The 19,336-nt window shown below is 64.4% G+C and carries 16 protein-coding genes and 2 rRNA genes; 9 read left to right on the top strand and 9 right to left on the bottom strand.

Annotated features, from left to right (window positions below):
- Positions 1-10: 10 nt before the first annotated feature.
- From CSW57_RS22165 to CSW57_RS22140, 6 genes are all read left to right on the top strand, one after another.
- On the top strand, positions 11-1,312 hold the full coding sequence (locus CSW57_RS22165; RefSeq protein ID WP_099384819.1) for a nicotinate phosphoribosyltransferase: 1,302 nt from the start codon (positions 11-13) through the stop codon (positions 1,310-1,312).
- A gap of 10 nt (positions 1,313-1,322) precedes the next feature.
- Complete coding sequence (locus CSW57_RS22160; RefSeq protein ID WP_223249440.1) at positions 1,323-1,919, top strand: isochorismatase family protein; 597 nt, start codon at positions 1,323-1,325, stop codon at positions 1,917-1,919.
- 43 nt (positions 1,920-1,962) lie between these two features.
- Positions 1,963-4,041: an ATP-dependent DNA helicase gene (locus CSW57_RS22155; RefSeq protein ID WP_099384817.1), complete on the top strand. Its 2,079-nt coding sequence runs from the start codon at positions 1,963-1,965 to the stop codon at positions 4,039-4,041.
- Positions 4,042-4,146: 105 nt separating this feature from the next.
- Complete coding sequence (locus CSW57_RS22150) at positions 4,147-6,153, top strand: maltotransferase domain-containing protein (protein ID WP_099385039.1); 2,007 nt, start codon at positions 4,147-4,149, stop codon at positions 6,151-6,153.
- Positions 6,150-8,378 (top strand): 1,4-alpha-glucan branching protein GlgB, encoded by a 2,229-nt coding sequence (gene glgB / locus CSW57_RS22145; protein ID WP_099384816.1) that lies wholly within the window; start codon positions 6,150-6,152, stop codon positions 8,376-8,378. The genes CSW57_RS22150 and glgB overlap by 4 nt, the downstream gene beginning before the upstream one ends.
- Positions 8,379-8,406: 28 nt before the next feature.
- On the top strand, positions 8,407-9,864 hold the full coding sequence (locus tag CSW57_RS22140) for a hypothetical protein (protein WP_143696596.1): 1,458 nt from the start codon (positions 8,407-8,409) through the stop codon (positions 9,862-9,864).
- Between the two features lie 70 nt (positions 9,865-9,934).
- Here the strand turns inward: CSW57_RS22140 and trxA are convergent, their stop codons facing one another.
- From trxA to CSW57_RS22120, 4 genes are all read right to left on the bottom strand, one after another.
- Complete coding sequence (gene trxA / locus CSW57_RS22135; RefSeq protein ID WP_099384814.1) at positions 9,935-10,864, bottom strand: thioredoxin; 930 nt, start codon at positions 10,862-10,864, stop codon at positions 9,935-9,937.
- Positions 10,865-10,933: 69 nt separating this feature from the next.
- Entirely contained in the window at positions 10,934-12,136 is a 1,203-nt protein-coding gene (locus CSW57_RS22130) for an MFS transporter (RefSeq protein ID WP_317615621.1), read from the bottom strand.
- A gap of 50 nt (positions 12,137-12,186) precedes the next feature.
- On the bottom strand, positions 12,187-12,522 hold the full coding sequence (locus CSW57_RS22125) for a DUF3817 domain-containing protein (RefSeq protein WP_099384812.1): 336 nt from the start codon (positions 12,520-12,522) through the stop codon (positions 12,187-12,189).
- The gene (locus CSW57_RS22120; protein ID WP_099384811.1) at positions 12,519-13,706 is read right to left on the bottom strand and encodes an acetyl-CoA C-acetyltransferase; all 1,188 of its coding nucleotides are present in this window, start codon (positions 13,704-13,706) and stop codon (positions 12,519-12,521) included. Before CSW57_RS22120 ends, CSW57_RS22125 begins: the two co-directional genes overlap by 4 nt.
- Before the next feature lie 68 nt (positions 13,707-13,774).
- On the opposite strand from CSW57_RS22120, the gene mce reads away from it, so the two are divergent.
- Positions 13,775-14,254: a methylmalonyl-CoA epimerase gene (gene mce, locus CSW57_RS22115; RefSeq protein ID WP_030163870.1), complete on the top strand. Its 480-nt coding sequence runs from the start codon at positions 13,775-13,777 to the stop codon at positions 14,252-14,254.
- 133 nt (positions 14,255-14,387) lie between these two features.
- The gene (locus CSW57_RS22110; RefSeq protein ID WP_189339404.1) at positions 14,388-15,428 is read left to right on the top strand and encodes a hypothetical protein; all 1,041 of its coding nucleotides are present in this window, start codon (positions 14,388-14,390) and stop codon (positions 15,426-15,428) included.
- Positions 15,429-15,482: 54 nt separating this feature from the next.
- Here CSW57_RS22110 and CSW57_RS22105 read toward each other — a convergent pair whose 3' ends face one another.
- Together CSW57_RS22105 and nucS are read right to left on the bottom strand one after the other, a co-directional pair.
- Positions 15,483-15,725, bottom strand: a complete 243-nt coding sequence (locus tag CSW57_RS22105) for an ATP/GTP-binding protein (RefSeq protein WP_189339403.1) — start codon at positions 15,723-15,725, stop codon at positions 15,483-15,485.
- Positions 15,726-15,738: 13 nt separating this feature from the next.
- A complete protein-coding gene (gene nucS, locus CSW57_RS22100) occupies positions 15,739-16,419 on the bottom strand; it encodes an endonuclease NucS (protein WP_099385038.1) in 681 nt (226 codons plus the stop codon).
- Positions 16,420-16,538: 119 nt separating this feature from the next.
- Between nucS and CSW57_RS22095 the strand changes: the two genes are divergently transcribed.
- Positions 16,539-17,039: an NUDIX domain-containing protein gene (locus CSW57_RS22095; RefSeq protein WP_099385037.1), complete on the top strand. Its 501-nt coding sequence runs from the start codon at positions 16,539-16,541 to the stop codon at positions 17,037-17,039.
- On the opposite strand, the gene glsA is transcribed toward CSW57_RS22095, so the two are convergent.
- The 3 genes from glsA to CSW57_RS22080 form a co-directional block, all read right to left on the bottom strand.
- Positions 17,036-18,430 carry a glutaminase A gene (gene glsA, locus CSW57_RS22090; protein ID WP_099384810.1) on the bottom strand — a complete coding sequence of 465 codons (1,395 nt, stop codon included), beginning with the start codon at positions 18,428-18,430 and terminating at the stop codon, positions 17,036-17,038. The two genes, CSW57_RS22095 and glsA, sit on opposite strands and share 4 nt — an antisense overlap.
- A 103-nt stretch (positions 18,431-18,533) precedes the next feature.
- Positions 18,534-18,650, bottom strand: a 5S ribosomal RNA gene (rrf, locus tag CSW57_RS22085).
- Positions 18,651-18,756: 106 nt separating this feature from the next.
- Positions 18,757-19,336: ribosomal RNA gene (locus tag CSW57_RS22080) — 23S ribosomal RNA — on the bottom strand; the annotation flags it as partial.

Raw genomic sequence — 19,336 nt, 5'->3', positions numbered from 1 at the left:
GGTACCGATAGTGACCGCTTCGAACACAGCGCTGCTGACCGATCAATATGAGCTCACCATGGTCGCCGCAGCACTCGCCGACCAGAGCGCCCATCGGACGTGCACCTTCGAGGTTTTCGCGCGGCGGCTGCCCGATGGGCGTCGTTACGGCGTCGTCGCAGGTACCGGCCGTCTGATCGACCAGCTCACCAACTTCACCTTCGGACCCGAACAGCTTGCGGTGGTCGAGAAGTTCCTCGACGACGAGACGCTGTCGTGGCTCGCCGACTATCGGTTCTCCGGAGACATCAACGGATACGCCGAGGGCGAGCTCTACTTCCCCGGTTCGCCCATCCTCACCGTCCGCGGCACTTTCGCCGAAGCCGTCATGCTCGAGACGTTGGCGTTGTCGGTGCTCAACCACGACAGCGCCATCGCGTCGGCCGCCGCCCGGATGGTCACCGCGGCAGGGTCACGGCCCATCATCGAGATGGGGTCGCGACGCACCCACGAGGAGGCGGCCGTCGCCGCGTCGCGAGCCGCGTACCTGGCCGGGCTCTCGGCCACGTCGAACCTCGAAGCCGCCCACCGCCACGGCGTACCGAGCGCCGGCACCAGCGCCCACTCGTTCACCCTGGTGCACACCACCGCGGACGGACCCGACGAGAAGACCGCTTTTGCGGCCCAGATCGCCAAACTCGGTGTCGGCACCACCTTGCTGGTGGACACGTACGACATCACGCAGGGCGTCGCCAACGCGATCGAGGTCGCCGGGTCCCAGCTCGGTGGTGTCCGTATCGACTCCGGCGACCTCGGGGTGCTCGCCCGCCAGGTCCGCAAGCAACTCGACGACCTCGGTGCCACCGGCACACGCATCGTGGTGTCGGGAGACCTCGACGAATACGCAATAGCTTCGCTACGCGCCGAACCGGTCGACGTCTACGGGGTGGGCACATCGCTGGTCACCGGATCCGGTGCGCCGACAGCAGGTATGGTCTACAAGCTCGTGGAGGTCGACGGACTCCCTGTCGCAAAACGCGCCAGTCACAAGGAGTCTCGTGGCGGGGCCAAGACCGCTGTCCGTACCGCAAAACAGTCCGGCACCATCGTCGAGGAGGTCATCTACCCGAGTGGTGGCTCTGAACCGACGCTCGACCTGCCCGCCCGACCGCTTCAGATCCCACTCGTCAGGGGCGGTAAACCGGTGGAAGGCCTACCGTCACTGACCCAATCGCGTGACCACCTCGCCGCAGGCCTGGTCTCGCTTCCGTGGGAAGGTTTGGGACTCTCGCATGGGGATCCCGCCATCCCGACCCGATTCATCGCACCGTGAGGGGAATGATGTGAGCGAACCCATCCGCACCGCCTTGCTCATCGTCGACGTGCAGAACGATTTCTGTGAAGGCGGATCTCTTGCCGTCAAAGGCGGCGGTGCCGTCGCCGCAGCCGTGACCGCTTACATCAGCCGCGACCACGGGTACCACGCGATCGTGGCCACCCGCGACCATCACATCGACCCCGGCGACCACTTCTCCGACAACCCCGACTTCGTCGACAGCTGGCCACCGCACTGTGTCAAAGGGACGCCGGGAGTGGACTTCCACCCCTCGCTTGCCACCGACACACTCGATGCTGTGTTCAGCAAGGGTGAATACAGCGCGGCGTACTCCGGGTTCGAGGGATTCGACGATTCCGGTGCCGGATTGGCGGACTGGTTGAGAGACAAGCAGATCAACGCCGTCGACATCGTGGGACTGACAACCGACCACTGCGTGGTGGCGACCGCGCTCGACGCACAGGCGTCCGGTTTCACCACACGGGTGTTGTTGCGCTACACCGCCGGAGTCAGCCCGGACACCACCAAGACAGCCATTGCCCGGATGACCGAGGCCGGCATCGGCGTGATCACCGGTGTGTCCGCGGCGGACCGTCCCGCATGATCTGGTGGCATGACACAGACCTGAGCCGCCGTGGGCGATCACGGTGACGTCCATACCCGAGGTACCCGAACTGCTCGCCTCCGCGGTGCAGGCGCTCGGAGGCGCCAAACGTGATGGTCAGCTCAAAATGGCTTCAGCCGTGGCACATTCGATCGACACCGGGGAACATCTGGCCGTCCAGGCAGGCACCGGAACCGGTAAGTCCCTCGCGTACCTGGTGCCGTCGCTGCGCCATGCCGTGGACACCGGGCACACGGTGGTGGTGTCGACTGCGACCATCGCCTTGCAACGCCAGCTCGTCGACCGCGATCTCCCGCGCACCGCAAAAGCGCTCACCAAACCTCTCGGCCGTGCACCAGAGTTCGCGATCCTCAAGGGCCGAGGAAACTATCTGTGCCTCAACAAAATCCATGCCGGAACCATCGAGGAACCCGACGGGGAACTCTTCGACGCTTTCACCGCATCTCGGATGGGACGCGAGGTCACGCGAGTCCGCGAATGGTCGTCGGACACCGATACCGGTGACCGCGACGACCTCGAGCCCGGCGTATCGGACCGGGCCTGGCGACAGGTCAGCGTCAGCGCGAGAGAGTGCTTGGGAGCAACCAATTGCTCGTACGGGGCCGACTGCTTTGCCGAGAAGGCGAAGGCGAAGGCAGGCGCGGCCGATCTCGTTGTGACCAACCACGCGCTGCTGGCCATCGACGCGATGAGCCAGGCCACGATCCTGCCCGACCACGACGTGGTGGTGGTCGACGAGGCCCACGAACTCGCCGACCGGATCACAGCTGTGGCCACCGCAGAGATCTCGGGCACTTCCATCGCAGGTGTGGCCCGGCGCTGCGGGAAGTTGATCGACCAGGAGATCGCCGACGACATCGAGGGCAGCGGCGAGTTGATCGAGTCCCTCCTCGAACAGCTCGAACCCGGCAGATGGAGCGGGCTCCCCGACGGCGCTCCGCCGGCGCTCGCGTCGTTGCGTGACCGTCTGTGGAAGGCGCACACCGCCATCGGGCCCGCCAAACGAAGTGGCGAGGTGGACGCCGACGCCAGTGCCGCCCGCTCGGCCGCGCTCACCTCTCTGGAAGAGATGCACGACACCGCCGTGCGGATTCTGGCGGCGTTCGACGATCCCGACGAATCGCGCCGCCTGGACGTCGTCTGGGTCGGGGACGACCTGGTGCGAGGTGAACGCAAACGCGTGCTCAGGGTGGCCCCCTTGTCGGTCGGCGGGCTCTTGCGTGCCTCACTGTTCGCCAAGGCGACAGTGATCCTGACGTCGGCCACACTGACCGTCGGCGGTTCGTTCGACGGGTTGGCGGCCGGCTGGGGATTGCCGCCACACCGCAGCGGCGATGCCGGATCCGACGTCGACTCCGACGCAATCAAATCGGCGCAGAGCATCACCGCAATCGGCAAGCCGCCGCCGTCCGATGAGAAGAAGATGCGGTGGAACGGGCTCGACGTCGGCTCCCCCTTCGACCATCAGAAGGCCGCAATTCTGTATGTCGCAAAACATCTGCCCGCACCGGGCCGCGACGGCATCTCCACCCGCACGCTCGACGAGATGGTGGAATTGATCACCGCCGCAGGCGGCCGCACGCTCGGGCTGTTCTCTTCGATGCGCGCCGCCAAAGAGGCAGCCGAGGCCGTTCGCACCCGGATCGAGCTCCCGGTCCTCTGCCAGGGCGACGGCGCGACGGGGGCCCTGGTGAAAGAGTTCGCCGCAGACGAGAAGACCTGTCTGTTCGGCACTCTCTCGTTGTGGCAGGGGGTGGACGTGCCGGGCCCGTCACTCAACCTCGTCCTCATCGACCGGATCCCCTTCCCACGACCGGACGATCCCCTGCTGATGGCGCGTCAGCGTGCGGTTGCGGCCCGAGGAGGCAACGGCTTCATGGCCATCGCTGCCACCCACGCGGCGCTGTTGATGGCGCAGGGTACGGGCCGTCTACTCCGGTCGACGTCCGACCGAGGAGTGGTGGCCGTGCTCGACTCACGTTTGGCGACGGCACGCTATGGAAACTACCTACTCGCGTCGTTACCACCTTTTTGGCGGACCACCGATGCCCAGCTGGTACGGGGTGCACTGACCCGATTGCAGGGCGCCGGCGCCGGGTGAGGGTGTCCGAGCCCGAGCCGATCGGGCCCGGGTCGCCTACGGTGGTGGTGCACGCGACGACATGACAGCGTTGGGCGACAACACTCTCGAAAGGTGGCGGACTCATTGATAGGGCGCATCGGGATCGATGACATTGCCCCGGTAGTCTCATCCGGACAGTTTGCCGCGAAAGCGGTTGTCGGAGAGACTTTTCCAGTCACCGCAACAGTCTGGCGCGAAGGCCATGACGCGGTGGCGGCCACTCTGCACGTGGAAGGTCCCGCCCGCGGCGGCACCTTCGACGTCCGGATGGTCCCGGCAGCAGAACCAGATACCTTCAACGCCGTCTTCAGTCCGACCAGCATCGGATATTGGACGTACCGCATCGACGCATGGAGTGATCCGTTCACCACCTGGCGCGACGCGATGGACAAGAAGCTCGCCGCGGGTCAGGGAAGTGCGGAGCTCGCCAACGACATCGAGCGCGGGGCCCGCCTCCTGGACCGGGCCCTCGACCTCGTCCCCCCGAGTGATCGCGACGTCGTCGCGGGCGCATCGGCATCCTTGCGTGATGGCAATGCCGATCTGCCCGATCGTGTCGGACCGGCGCTCTCGGCCGAAGTAGCTCAATTGCTGACCGATCACCCCGTTCGCGAACTGATCACCAAGAGCCGCACCCACCGGGTCTGGGTGGACCGCACCAGGGCACTGTTCGGATCCTGGTACGAGTTGTTCCCTCGTTCCACCGGCGGATGGGACAACGAGGGACATCCGGTGCACGGCACGTTCCTGACTGCGGCCGAGGACCTTCCCCGCATCGCCGACATGGGATTTGATGTGGTCTACCTGCCCCCGATCCACCCGATCGGAGAGGTGAATCGCAAGGGACCGAACAACTCCGTCACCGCTGGACCAGAAGATGTGGGTTCCCCGTGGGCCATCGGGTCTGCAGACGGTGGCCACGACGCCATCCATCCCCGCCTCGGGTCACTCGACGACTTCCACTACTTCCGCCACCGCGCCGAGGAGCTCGGCATGGAGGTGGCTCTCGACCTGGCGTTGCAATGCGCTCCGGACCATCCGTGGACCACCGAGCACCCCGACTGGTTCACGATCGAACCCGACGGCAGCATTCGCTACGCCGAGAACCCACCCAAGAAGTATCAAGACATCTACCCCCTGAACTTCGACGACGACCGCAACGGGATATTCAGAGGCGTCCTGAAGGTGGTGCTGCACTGGGTTGCCCAGGGCGTCAAGATCTTTCGGGTCGACAACCCTCACACCAAGCCACCAGACTTCTGGGAGTGGCTGATCATCGAGGTGAAGAAGCGCGACCCCGACGTGCTGTTCCTGGCCGAGGCATTCACCCGGCCCGCCCGCCTCTACGGCCTGGCGAAACTCGGGTTCACGCAGTCCTACACCTACTTCACGTGGCGGACCGCCAAGTGGGAGTTGACCGAGTTCGGCAACGAACTGGCCGAGAACGCCGACATCGCCCGCCCCAACCTCTTTGTCAACACGCCCGACATCCTGCACGAAAGTCTGCAGCACGGCGGCCCCGGAATGTTCGCGTTACGTGCCGCGCTGGCGGCGACGCTGTCGCCGACGTGGGGCGTGTACAGCGGCTACGAGTTGTATGAGGGCCAGGCGGTACGCGAGGGCAGCGAGGAATACCTGGATTCGGAGAAATATCAGCTCCGGCCACGGGATTACAAAGGTGCTGCGAGCCGGGGCGAGTCGTTGGAGAACTGGCTTCGCTCGCTCAACGAGATCCGCCGACGGCATCCGGCGCTCCAACAGCTGCGGTACCTCAAGTTCCACCACGTGGACAACGACGCACTGATCGCATATTCGAAGTTCGATCCGAAAACCGGGGATACGGTGGTTGTCGTGGTGAACATCAATCCTTATGGAGCAGAAGAATCCACCCTGTGGCTGGACATGTCCTCACTCGGCTATGACTGGCAGGACCGCTTCAGCGGAGTCGACGAGGTGACCGGCGAGAACTTCCACTGGGGTCAGGCCAACTATGTTCGGCTCGAACCCTGGCGTCAGGTGGCCCACGTGGTCGCGTTGCCCCCCATGCCCGAAGAGGCCCGCGCGGCCCTGTCGTTCCGGACTCCGTCATGAGCGCCGCCGCCTCCGAGGCACCCGACGCAGCTGTGACCGAAGGTGATCTGCATCGATTGCTGTCGGGTACACATCACAATCCGCACGGTCTACTGGGAGCACATCCGGCCGGTGACCACACCATCCTGCGCACGCTCAAACCCGATGCCGTGTCGGTGAGCGCCGTGATCGGTGGAGTCGACTACCCACTGACACACCAGGAATCGGGATTGTTCGTCGCGGCCGTGCCGCTGACCGACCTGATCGACTACCGATACCGGGTGAGCTATCCCGCGGACGAATCGGGAGTGGCGGACCGGGAGTTCGTGGTCGCCGATGGATACCGATTCCTGCCGAGTCTCGGCGAACTCGACATCCATCTCTTCACCGAAGGCCGCCACGAGCGGCTCTGGGAGATCCTCGGACCGCAATCACGTGTGTACTCCACACCTGACGGCGAGGTGACCGGGACGAGTTTTGCCGTGTGGGCACCCAATGCCCAGGGCGTCACCGTGATCGGGAGCTTCGACGGTTGGCGTGGTCACACGGCGCCGATGCGGTCCCTCGGTTCCAGCGGGGTGTGGGAGGTGTTCATCCCCGACATCGGACCGGGTACCACCTACAAGTACCGGATCACCGGCAATGACGGGGTGGTGCGCGAAAAGGCCGACCCCATGGCCCGCGCCACCGAGATCCCGCCCAAGACCGCATCTGTCATCCCCGAGACGTCGTTCGAATGGTCGGACGACACATGGGTTGCCCAGCGTGAAGAGTCCGACGCCACCATCGAACCGATGAGCGTCTACGAGGTCCATCTGGGCTCGTGGAGACAAGGCCTCACCTACCGTGAGCTGGCCGAACAACTCGGTGACTACGTCATCGAACTCGGCTTCACACATGTCGAGTTGCTGCCCGTGTCGGAGCACCCGTTCGGCGGTTCATGGGGATACCAGGTCACGTCGTACTACGCCCCCACGTCACGCTTCGGAAGTCCTGACGATTTCCGGTTCTTCGTCGATCACCTGCATTCGCTCGGGATCGGCGTGATCGTGGACTGGGTGCCCGCCCACTTCCCGAAGGACGCCTGGGCGCTGGCCCGCTTCGACGGCACCGCGCTCTACGAGCACGGCGACCCTCAGCGAGGCGAGCAGCTCGACTGGGGCACGTACGTGTTCGACTTCGGACGCAACGAGGTCCGTAACTTCCTGGTCGCGAACGCGCTCTACTGGTTTGACCAGTTCCACATCGACGGCTTACGGGTGGACGCCGTCGCATCGATGTTGTACCTCGACTACTCCAGGCCCGAAGGGGGCTGGACGCCGAACATCCACGGCGGCCGCGAGAACCTCGAGGCCGTGCAGTTCATCCAGGAGATGAACGCGACCGTCCACAAGCATCACCCCGGGGTGGTCACGGTCGCCGAGGAGTCCACCTCGTGGCCGGGCGTCACCCGCACCACCAACCTCGGAGGCCTCGGCTTCTCGATGAAGTGGAACATGGGATGGATGCACGACACGCTCGGGTTCCTCGGGCGTGACCAGATCCATCGCAGCTTCCACCACCACGAGATCACCTTCTCGCTGATGTACGCGTGGAGCGAGAACTTCGTGTTGCCGATCAGCCACGATGAGGTGGTGCACGGCAAAGGCACGCTGTGGTCGCGGATGCCGGGAGATTCCAGGACGAAGGCGGCTGGGGTCCGCGCGCTGCTCGCGTACATGTGGGCCCACCCGGGCAAGCAACTGTTGTTCATGGGCCAAGAGTTCGCACAGACCCCTGAGTGGTCGGAGGAGCGCAGCCTGGCCTGGGAGCAACTCGAGGGCTGGGAAGGTGAGCTGCACAGCGGAGTCCAGTCGCTGGTCTCCGACCTCAACAGCGTCTACAAACGTCACCCTGCTCTCTACAGCCAGGACATCACGCCGAATGGCTATTCCTGGATCGACGCCAACGACACCGCGGGCAACATCATCAGTTTTCTGAGATGGGGATCCGACGGTTCGGTGATGGCCTGCGTATTCAACTTCTCCGGCACCACTCGCACCGACTACCGGGTGGGACTACCGCTGACGGGTTCGTGGGACGAAGTGCTGAACACCGATGCGCCGTCCTACGCCGGCAGCGGGGAAGGCAACCTCGGGCAGGTCATCGCCGAGGAAGAATCGTGGCATGGTCGACCGGCCTGTGCTCGCCTCACGCTTCCGGCGAATGGTGCCATCTGGCTCACTCCGGCAGCCGCCACCGACTAGCACGGATCGGCGCGGCTAGAGTTTGGTCGTGGCCCATAGCTCCCGGCGAACGCCGGTTCTGATCGGTGCGCTGGTGGGGGCCTGTCTGATGCTCGTATCGGCGTGCGCCACGCGCGAGGAGCGTCAGGTGGTCAGCGGTGAAGCGGTGTCGGCGTACGCCGACCCGTTCACCGTCGCCGGGCTTCCCGTCACAGACGGGCCCAACGGACTCCGTGATGACGCGGCGGACACGGCGCTCGACATCCGCGGGGGCGACGACGGTGAGATCGACGACCTGATGGGTGCCGCGCTGGCAGACCTGGAGACGTACTGGAAGCAGGCATTCGAGCCCGCCTTCAAAACGAGTTTCAAAACCGGCCTGTCCTTCGTCTCATGGGATGCCGAGTCTCCCCAGAGCCGGTCGGTGCTGTTCTGCAACGAACCGACCTTCGGTCAGGTCAATGCGGCCTTCTGCCCCACGCGCGATGAGATCGGCTGGGACCGCGGAGTTCTGATGCCGGCTTTGGCGGACGCATTCGGTCCGATGGCGCCTGTCACGGTGATCGCGCACGAATACGGCCACTACATCCAGATGATCGGCGGTTTCGACAAGGACACCTCGCCCATCGTCAGCGAGCAGCAGGCCGACTGTCTCTCCGGGAACTTCATCCGGTGGATCGCCGAAGGCAACGGCGAGTTCCTTCAGATCAACACCGGGGACGGGCTCAACACCGCGGTGGCCGCGCTGATCTCCGCACGCGACAGCCGCCGGGGCCGGTCCGATCACGGCACCGCCTTCGAGCGGGCCCTCGCGTTCGAGAAGGGTTTTCGGTCTGGACCGGCGACGTGCGCAGCGATCACCGAACTGACGATCGACGACCTGCGTGACCAGATGCCACCGAGGTTCGACAATGCCGGGGCCATCGACACCTCCCCGTTCACCGAAGCCGGCCTGGAGTCGGTGGTGCAGTCGGTCGAGGCGTTCTTCGACCTGCCGGACACCGCCCGGCCGTCGGTGCTCACCGACCGGATCGAGCAACCGTGCGGCGGGACGTCCGACCAACAGGCCGCGCTGCCTGTCGCGTTCTGCCCGGACACCAACACCGTCTCGATGGACCCTGATGAACTAGCCCTGATCGCGACCAACGGAACCAGCGGACCGTCTGGGCTGCCGAGCTTCATCGGTGGGGACTTCAGTGCGTATTCGCTTGTCGCTTCCCGGTATTCACTTGCGACACAACGCGCGCGAGGCCAAGTGCTGGACCAGCCGGTGACCGCGGCCCGGGCTGCCTGTTTCACCGGCCGGTGGGCACGGTCGACAGCGGACTCCGGAACGTTCACGCTGCGCGGAGGTGACCTCGACGAATTGGTGTCGGGTCTACTCGTGAGTGGCGCGGTCGCCAGCGATGTGGCCGGTCGGTCGTTACCGAGCGGGTTCTCACGGATCGCGGCCTTCTCGGCCGGTTACTTCGGTGACGAGAAGGGCTGCGCCCGCTACGACCCGTAGGTCTCGACAGGTCAGTGCTGAATCGGCCGTCAGGAGTCGGTCAGTGCAGGGTCGCTCAGTACAGAGTCGGTCAATACAGGGCGGTCGCCAGCTTGCGCCGGGCCGCGACCACAAACGGCTCCGCCGGGTCGAACAGCTCGAACAGTTCCAGCAGCCGGGTCCTTGCCCTGGTCCGCTCGTCGCCACTGGTCTTCGCGATCACCGCAACGATGCGGTCGAAGGCTGCCTCCGGCTGCTGATTCAACAGTTCGACATCCGCGGCCGCCAGGTGGCCATCGACGTCGTCGGCCTCGAGGTCCGTGAGCGACGCGGGATCGTGGCCTTGTGCCCTCGATACGAACTCGAGATTGCGGACAAGCGATGCGGCCTCGACGTTGTCGGGTTCGGACGCCGCGATGTCCCTGTAGTCGGCGAGAGCACCGTCGATGTCGCCACTGTTCAGCTTGTCTTCGGCCGCTGCCATCCGTGGATCGACCGGTTCGGGCTGCGGCTCATCGGAGTCGTCAGCCGGAGCTCCGGTGAAGGTGTGTTCGTACTTGGCCAGGATGTCGTCGACCCACCCCTGGATCTGGGCGGCAGGCTGTGCGCCGGCGAAAGCCGACACCGGCTGGCCACCGGCGATCGCCACCACGGTCGGGATCGACTGGACCCCGAACAGCTGCGCGATGCGGGGGTTGGCGTCCACGTCGACCTTGGCCAGCACCCACTTGCCTCCCGACTGCTGCGCAAGGGCTTCTAGCGTCGGTGAGAGTTGTTTGCAGGGCCCACACCAGGTTGCCCAGAGATCGACGAGTACCAGCACTTGTTCCGAACGTGCGACGACATCGGACTCGAAGTCGGCTTCGGTGACGTCATAGACGGCAGGAAAGGCGCCGCCTGCCGGCACTGGTGATGCCGAGGTGGGCGGGCCCGACGCGGGCGGCGTCGCCGGCCGGTTGGGTTGTGCGTGTTGGGCATCGGCCCGCTCTTTGAGAACGGACAGATCCACTGCCCCGGACATCGCCGCTGCAGCTCGGGCAGCAGCCTGTTGACGTGGTTGCGGTCTGCTCACCCGTCCAGTCTGGCACGGTCAGAGACCGTGTGGTGCCCCGGTCCGCCCGCGTTCGCCAGCAGCGGACGCATGTTTCTGCCCAGACCCGGCGTCACCCGCACGCGGCCGGACCACCGGCGCCGCCACGAACGCGAACGCCATGCCGGCTGCAGCGATCCAGAGCGCGATGCCGAGAGAGAACCAACTGCTCACCGGACCGATCACCGCGGGTCCCGCAAGCATTCCGACGTACCCGCACCCGACAACCAGTGAGATGGTCTGGCCACTGGACCGGCTGGAGATGTTGCCGGCCGCGGTGAACAGCTGCGGCACCCCGCCTGCCACTCCGAGGCCGAAGATCGCCCATCCGATGACACTGAGCACCGGTGTCGGCGAACAGATCACCAACGTCATACCGACCATGGCGATCGCAGATCCCAGGCGCAGTACCGCAACCGGTCCCAGCCGCGTACTCACCGTGTCGGCCGAGAAGCGTCCGACCACCATCGTGGCGCTGAATGCGCCGAATGCGATTGCTCCGACGGCCTCCGGCTGGTCGTAACGTTCCACCAGGTACAGCGCACTCCAGTCGTAGGCGGTTCCTTCGGCCAGCATCAGACCGAAAGCAACCGCGGCCAGCAGGGCGATCCTTCCCCACGGCCGCCGCGACGCGGCGGCGTCTCCTGTCTCGCCGGGTTCGCCTGGCTCTCCGTCGGTGTTGCCGGTGATCAGAGTGTTCGACAACAACAAAGCGCAGCAGATCGCCAGTGCGCAGCAAGTCCCCAACGTGGCCAGCAGGGGCAAGTCCACTGCGAGGGTGGCGGCGACCGCCCCTGAGCCGACCAGTCCGCCGATCGAGAAGAACCCGTGGATCGAGGACATGATCGGGCGGCCATAGATCCGTTCGATGAGCACGGCCTGCGTGTTCATGGAGACATCGAGGGCACCGTTGCAGAATCCGAACATCACCATTGCCGCCGCAAGGGTGATCGGTCCGGTGGCCAGGCCCGGCAGAACGATCGCAACAGCCAACGCGATTGCGCTGATCACAGTGGGTCCTCGCGAGCCGAAACGGTCGATCAGTGGTCCGAGCAGCTGCATGCCGACAAACGCCGATGCGCCCAACGTCAGCAACAGTCCACCGAGAGTCGCGTTGTCGACGCCCGTTCGGTCCTGGATCACCGGGATGTGGGCGACCCACATCGATGCCAACAGACCGTTAAGGGCAAAGATGCCGGACACCGCCACGCGCACGGCACGTGACGCGTGCGCGCTGGCGGCGGTATGCGTTGTCAGGAGGTGGCGGCCCGGGTCGGGGCGTCGGTCGCGTCGAGATGTCTGTTCCGCTTGGCCCAGATCTCGAAGATCAGGGTTCCGAACGGTGGGATGCTCGCAACGAGGGCGAGTCCGGTCGTGACCAGGCTCCACCGCAGGCGCCACGCAGTGAACAGAGCAACCACGATGTAGGCCACGAAGACCACCCCGTGCGTCATGCCCGGAATGGCGACGGCCTCTTCATGGCCGAGGACCCATTTGAAGAACATGGCGATCAGCAGGGCCAGCCAGGTCACGGCCTCAGCGATGGCAACAACACGGAAGATCTTTGCGGTGAGGTCGGTGGAGATCATTGTGCGGGCACCTTGATGATCAGCGCGTCACCCTGGCCGCCGGCTCCGCAGAGCGCTGCTACTCCGGTACCGCCGCCACGGCGGGCCAGTTCGAAGGCAAGGTGCAGAGTGATCCGCGCACCGGACACACCGATCGGGTGACCGAAAGCGATCGCACCGCCGTTGACGTTGACCTTGTCGTCACTGAGCCCCAGCTCGGCGGTGGCCGCCAGACCCACTGCGGCGAACGCCTCGTTGATCTCGACGAGATCGAGATCGGCAGGTTCGATGCCGGCACGCTTACAGGCCTTCAGGATGGCCCGCGACGGCTGGTGCTGCAGCGTGGAATCCGGTCCGGCGACCACGCCGTGGGGCCCGATCTCGGCCAGCCATTCCAGTCCCAGCTCGGTTGCCTTGTCTTTGCTCATCACCACGACCGCTGCGGCGCCGTCCGAGATCTGCGACGAGTTGCCTGCGGTGATCGTGCCGTCCTTACGGAACGCGGGACGCAACCGGGCGAGTGAATCTGCGGTGGTGTCCGCGCGAATGCCCTCGTCCTCGGCGAACTCGATGGGATCGCCCTTGCGCTGCGGGATGCTCACCGGGACCACCTCGTCCGCGAAGAGGCCGTTCTTCCAGGCCGCGGCCGCGCGCTGGTGGGATTCTGCCGCGTACGCGTCTTGCTGTTCGCGGGTGAACGACTCGACGTCGTTCTGCTGCTCGGTCAGAGCGCCCATCGGCTGATCGGTGAACGGATCGTGGAGTCCGTCGAAGGCCATGTGGTCGACCAGCTCGGTGTTGCCGTACTTGAATCCACCACGGCTACCCGGGAGGATGTGCGGCGCCTGCGTCATCGACTCCTGGCCACCGGCCACCACGCAATCGAACTCACCGGCGCGGATCAGTTGATCGGCCAGTGCGATCGCGTCGATGCCCGACAGACACATCTTGTTGATGGACAGCGCCGGGACGTCCCAGCCGATACCGGCTTTGACGGCGGTCTGTTTGGCGGGCATCTGCCCGGCTCCGGCACCCAGGACCTGACCCATGATCACGTACTCGACCTCGGAGGCAGGAACCTTGGCCTTTTCCAGGGCGCCGCGGATGGCGATCGCGCCCAGGTCCACTGCGCTGAAATCCTTGAGCGAACCCATCAATCGTCCGATCGGGGTGCGGGCTCCGGATACGATTACCGATGTCGACATCTACTTCTGACCTCTCGTCAAAGCTGGCTGAATGGTGGCGCAACCACTCACAACGCTACCTTTAGACCATGAGTGCTCCGGAACAGAACCCCCAGTCAGCGGTACTGACGTCCATCGGCGAACTGGTCACCGCGATCGACCACGTAGGTATCGCCGTCCCCGACCTCGAGGCGGCAAAGGCCTGGTATCTCGACAACCTGGGCCTGGTGTGCCTGCACGAGGAGACGAACGAAGCCCAGGGCGTCGTCGAAGCGATGGTCGGGCCTGCAGGCGCCGAGAAGTCACACGCTCTGATCCAGTTGCTCTCCCCCATCGACGAGACGTCCACCATCGCCAAGTTCATCGACCGTAACGGCCCGGGTCTGCAGCAGATGGCCGTGCGCGTCACCGATGTCGAAGAGGTCACCCGGCGGCTCGTCGCCAACGGGTTGCGGGTGCTCTACGACGCACCCCGCCGCGGCACCGCGAACTCACGCATCAACTTCATCCATCCCAAGGATGCCGGTGGTGTCCTCCTCGAACTGGTGGAGCCTGCAGCCGCTCACTGAGTCGGCCCCGTTCGTCACCTTCACGGCTGGTGCGCCTGGCCGGCAGTAGCCCAGCGTTGCAGTGCGGTAACACAGTTCATGCTGTCCACCGGCTTGAACCGCTTTGACGCCCGTGCAGCGTAAAATTGCGGCCATGCCATCTCACGAGGCCACATCTGCGTCCGGACTGCCTTTTGCCACGGTCATGCGCGGTTACGACCGTGATCAGGTCATCGACTTCTTTCGTCGTTTCGACGCCGAGATGCGAGTCATAGCCGCAGATCGTGACGCTGCCACCGCGAATGCGCGCGAACTCGCCGACAACTTGGAACTCGCGCGCGAGGAGATCGAAGAGCTCCGCCGTGAGGTGAACAAGCTCTCCGTACCCCCGACCACGGTGCAAGGCATGAGCGAGCGCGTCTCGAGCATGTTGCGACTTGCGTCCGACGAGGCGTCGGAGATCCGGGCACGATCGGAAGCCGAAGCGGCAGAAACTCTCTCGATAGCCAGGCAAGAAGCTGAAGAGCACCGCCAGGAGATTGCCAGGCAGACGCAGGAGATGAACGAGCGTCGCGAGGCGATGAACGCCGAGCACGAGGCGACCATGCATGCCGCGCGCGAAGAGGCGGCGCGCATCCTCGCCGACGCCAAAGCCAGGGCCGAGGAACTCGATGCCCGGGCGCAGAGCAATCGCGAGCGCATCCAAGAAGATTTCGACACCACGATGGCCGCCCGCCGCAAGGAAGCCCTGGAGCAGGCGAAGCAGCTCGAAGCCACCAGCAAGGCCGAGGCGAAAGAGCGGTTGGACACCGCGCGAGCAGAAGCGGAGAGCACCCGACAACGCGCGGCCTCGGCGGCTACCGAAAGGATCACTCGGGCACAGGAAGTCACCGAGCAGATCCGAACACTGCGCGCCCGTATGCTGGCGCAACTCGCCGAGGTGCGAAGTCAGCTCGACGATGTGCCACAGCTACTCGCCGAGGTCGAGAACGAGCCCGAACTACTCGACCCGGACACCAAGGGCCTGCTCAACAAAGACCTGTCCGAGAATGCGCGGCTCGATCAGCCGAGTAAAGCTGCCGGCGAACGGGATTCGGAAGAGCCTGCGGACACCGCCGACGCGGCCAAGCACGATGGCGAGACAGACGAGGCCGCGGCCGCCGACAACGACACGGTCAGCGCCTCCTACCGCTGATCACCGCGACGGCTGACGAGGTCGGTCCAAGGCGACTTTCCCGGCCATTCCTCTTCACCTGGTTGGACGCCGCCTGTGGATGCGTCTGCGCCAGCAACCGGTATGCCAGTGGCGGCGGTCATCGATGCGGTCCGGCCCGCCGTAGTCGTCGACCGGCCACGCGACCACGTGAGGTGTACCCACGAAGATCACCTGACTGCAGTGTGGGCAGCGATAGTCCTTGACCGCACGTTGCCCGGAAATGGGCCGCACGTAATAATCGGTGCCGTCAGGCCCGGGTTCGATCCGCTCCAGCACCGTTGCACCTGTCCTAGAACAGTCGGAACTCGGTACTCTCGGTCCCCCGGAGTTTGTCGTAATCGAGTGTGACGCACCGTATTCCGCGATCGGTTGCCAGTGTCCGCGCTTGCGGCTTGATCTGCTGGGCAGCGAATACCCCTTGCACGGGAGCCAACAGAGGGTCGCGATTCATCAGCTCCAGATAGCGGGTCAGTTGTTCGACGCCATCGATCTCCCCGCGGCGTTTGATCTCCACTGCCACCGACACACCGTCGGCGTCCCGGCACAGCAGATCGACCGGACCGATCGCGGTCATGTACTCGCGCCGCACCAGGGAGTACCCGCTGCCGAGCGTCTCCACATGCTCAGCCAGAAGCTCCTGTAGGTGCGCCTCTACGCCGTCCTTCACCAGACCGGGGTCGACACCCAGTTCATGACTGGAATCGTGCTCGATGTCGGTGATGGTGATCCGGAGCTCTTCACCGGCTTTGTTGGTCACCACCCACAGCCGCGGCCCTTCAGGGGCGGCGGAATCTTCCTCCACCAGCCAGCAGGGTGGGCTCATCCAGTTGAGTGGCTTGTACGCACGGTCGTCGGCATGGATGCTCACCGAGCCGTCGGATTTGATCAGCAGGAGCCGACGGGCCATCGGCAGATGAGCTGTCAACCGGCCCACATAGTCCACCTGGCAAGTCGCGATAACTAGACGCACGACGTCCACCTTAGGCGCGCACGAGCGCACGTTCTCCACGCCGTGCCGGGGTCGGCAATATTGTGGTCCATGTGTCGATCAAACGAGTCTCCTCCTCGGAGATCTACGCCAACCCCTGGATGTCATTGAGAGAAGATCAGATACTGCGAGCCGACGGGAGTCCTGGGATCTACAGCGTGGTCGACAAGCCGACAGGCGTTGTGGTGATCCCACGGGACGGCGACCGGCTTTTTCTCGTCGAACAATTCCGGTACGCGGTGGGGGCGCGACGTTGGGAGTTCCCCGCGGGTACCGCACCCGATCGAGCACACGTTCCGCCGCCGGATCTCGCTGTCCGCGAGCTCGCGGAAGAGACAGGTCTGGCGGCCGACAGCCTCACCCAGATCGGCGTGTTGGACGTGGCGCCAGGATTCAGCAGTCAGCGGCAAGTGGTGTTTCTCGCCGAGGGCTTACACACGGGAGCAGCCGCACGAGAGCACGAAGAACAGGACATGGACGCGCGATGGTGGACGGTCGCCGAGGTCCGGACAGCGGCGCGAGCGGGCCAGATCTGCGATGGGCAGACTCTCGCGGCGCTCACGTTGCTGTCTCTCCACGATTCCGGGGACGCGACCATTTAGGTACGGTCAACCGCGACCTTCAGAAGGAAGTCCTCCGCTCGCGTGATTGCCTCTCTCATCGTGGTCACCACATACTCCGCGCCAGGACTCGGCTCGGCGACGTGCGCATTGCGTCGTACCACCACTCCGTCGGGATCGACGATCACTGCCGTCCGCGCGGCCCCGTTGATGTTCTCGCTGGCACCGGAGAACATCGAGCGGGATACCTGGTCCACGTGATCGACGCGGCTCATGTCCAGGATGGCGACATCGAACTCCGCGACTGCAGCACGCAGTCGCCTCAGTACGCTCTCCGTGCCCGAAAAGGTCAGGTCACCCTGGAGCTCGTATATCCGGATGCGATCTCGTTGCCCGTTCAGATATCGCCGTTCATGGTCGGACCTGTCGGACACGATGTCGATCTCGCGTGCCGAATAGAACGACCGGATGGTCACCCGACTCTCCCGAGCGACGTTGAACATGTGCAACCCGAGGTCGGACGACAAGCGCTTACATGCGCTCACTCCCCTGACGCTGTTGCCGTGCTCATCGAGCAGAGGCGAGTAGACACCGATCCCCAGCTGTCCGGGCAGGACGGCCATGATTCCGCCCCCGACACCGCTTTTCGCAGGAAGTCCGACGGTGGTCACCCAGTCGCCGGCTCCGTCGTACATTCCGCAGGTGGTCATCACACTCAGCACCCGCTGGACAACCGCCTGCCCTACTGCACGCCGACCCGTGCGCGGATTGACGCCGCCGTTGGCAAGGGTTCCTCCGATCGTCGCGAGGTCGTCGGTCGTCACGATCAACGAGCACTGCCTGAAGTACAGATCGATTGCGTCCTCGGGCGCCGCCCGGAGCATGCCGAAACTCTGCAACATGTAGGCGATCGCCCTGTTCCGTGCGCCGGTCCGCATCTCTGACGCGTAGACGTCGGCGTCGAGTGCGAGCTGCCTGCCTGCGCACGCCGAGTAGAACTCGAGTAGTTCGGTGAACGCCTTGTCCACGTCCGGTTGAGTTTCCAGAAGCAGCGAAGCGGAGAGAATGGCCCCGGCATTGATCATCGGGTTCCTTGGCCGTCGACGAGAGTCCACGCTGATCTCGTTGAACGCCTCACCGGACGGTTCGACACCAATCCGCTCGTCGACAGCATCAAAACCCTTGTGGGTCAACGCAAGGGCATACGTAAGTGGTTTCGACACCGATTGGATGGTGAAACCGATATCCGCGTCGGCGATCGAGTAGACGTAGCCATCGTGCAGCGCCAGGGACAGCCCGAACCGATTCGGGTCCACCCGGGCCAGTTCTGGGATGTAATCCGCCAGCTCGCCGCCCCCGCCGGCGTAGCAGGAACTGTGGATGTGCTGGAGATAAGACTCGACCAGCGACGGACCGGTGACCAGGGATGCCATGGACTCATCTAAGCAAAGACCGTCTCCATGGAGCCTGCTCGACGTCGATGTACCCAGAAAGCACTGAAGCCCCCCGCGTAAGCGGGGGGCTTCAGTAAGTTGTGTTCGGCGGTGTCCTACTCTCCCACACTGATTAGGGTGCAGTACCATTGGCGCTGGAGGGCTTAGCTTCCGGGTTCGGAATGGGGCCGGGCGTTTCCCCTCCGCTATAGCCGCCGTAACTTTATGAAACCAGTACACACGTCTCTGGCCTATTTATCTTTTTTTGAGATGTGTGTGTTGTTTCAGATATTGCACAGTGGATGCGAAACAGTTTTTACATGTTTTGGTTGTAAGTCCTCGGCCGATTAGTACCAGTCACCTGCACCCGTTACCGGGCTTCCAGTTCTGGCCTATCTACCCCATGGTCTGTGGGGGGCCTTACCCCTGCTAAGAGGGTGAGAAACCTCATCTTGGAACAGGCTTCCCGCTTAGATGCTTTCAGCGGTTATCCCTTCCGAACGTAGCTAACCAGCGGTGCCCTTGGTAGGACAACTGGCACACCAGAGGTTCGTCCGTCCCGGTCCTCTCGTACTAGGGACAGGTTTCCTCAAGTTTCTTACGCGCGCGGCGGATAGAGACCGAACTGTCTCACGACGTTCTAAACCCAGCTCGCGTGCCGCTTTAATGGGCGAACAGCCCAACCCTTGGGACCTACTCCAGCCCCAGGATGCGACGAGCCGACATCGAGGTGCCAAACCATCCCGTCGATATGGACTCTTGGGGAAGATCAGCCTGTTATCCCCGGGGTACCTTTTATCCGTTGAGCGACACCGCTTCCACTTGCCGGTGCCGGATCACTAGTCCCGACTTTCGTCCCTGCTCGACATGTACGTCTCACAGTCAAGCTCCCTTGTGCACTTACAC

The organism is Williamsia muralis (assembly GCF_002735905.1).
Classification (GTDB): Bacteria; Actinomycetota; Actinomycetes; order Mycobacteriales; family Mycobacteriaceae; genus Williamsia; species Williamsia muralis_A.
Note: the sequence above shows the minus strand (reverse complement) of the source record. Positions and strands in the feature narration are given on the sequence as shown.

Bases quoted from the DNA above. Each gene is read 5' to 3' on its own strand.
- glgB (WP_099384816.1), top strand. From the start codon at position 6,150: ATGAGCGCCGCCGCCTCCGAGGCACCCGACGCAGCTGTGACCGAAGGT.
- trxA (WP_099384814.1), bottom strand. From the start codon at position 10,864: ATGTCCGGGGCAGTGGATCTGTCCGTTCTCAAAGAGCGGGCCGATGCC.
- CSW57_RS22125 (WP_099384812.1), bottom strand. From the start codon at position 12,522: ATGATCTCCACCGACCTCACCGCAAAGATCTTCCGTGTTGTTGCCATC.
- CSW57_RS22120 (WP_099384811.1), bottom strand. From the start codon at position 13,706: ATGTCGACATCGGTAATCGTATCCGGAGCCCGCACCCCGATCGGACGA.
- mce (WP_030163870.1), top strand. From the start codon at position 13,775: ATGAGTGCTCCGGAACAGAACCCCCAGTCAGCGGTACTGACGTCCATC.
- CSW57_RS22110 (WP_189339404.1), top strand. From the start codon at position 14,388: ATGCCATCTCACGAGGCCACATCTGCGTCCGGACTGCCTTTTGCCACG.
- CSW57_RS22095 (WP_099385037.1), top strand. From the start codon at position 16,539: ATGTCATTGAGAGAAGATCAGATACTGCGAGCCGACGGGAGTCCTGGG.
- glsA (WP_099384810.1), bottom strand. From the start codon at position 18,430: ATGGCATCCCTGGTCACCGGTCCGTCGCTGGTCGAGTCTTATCTCCAG.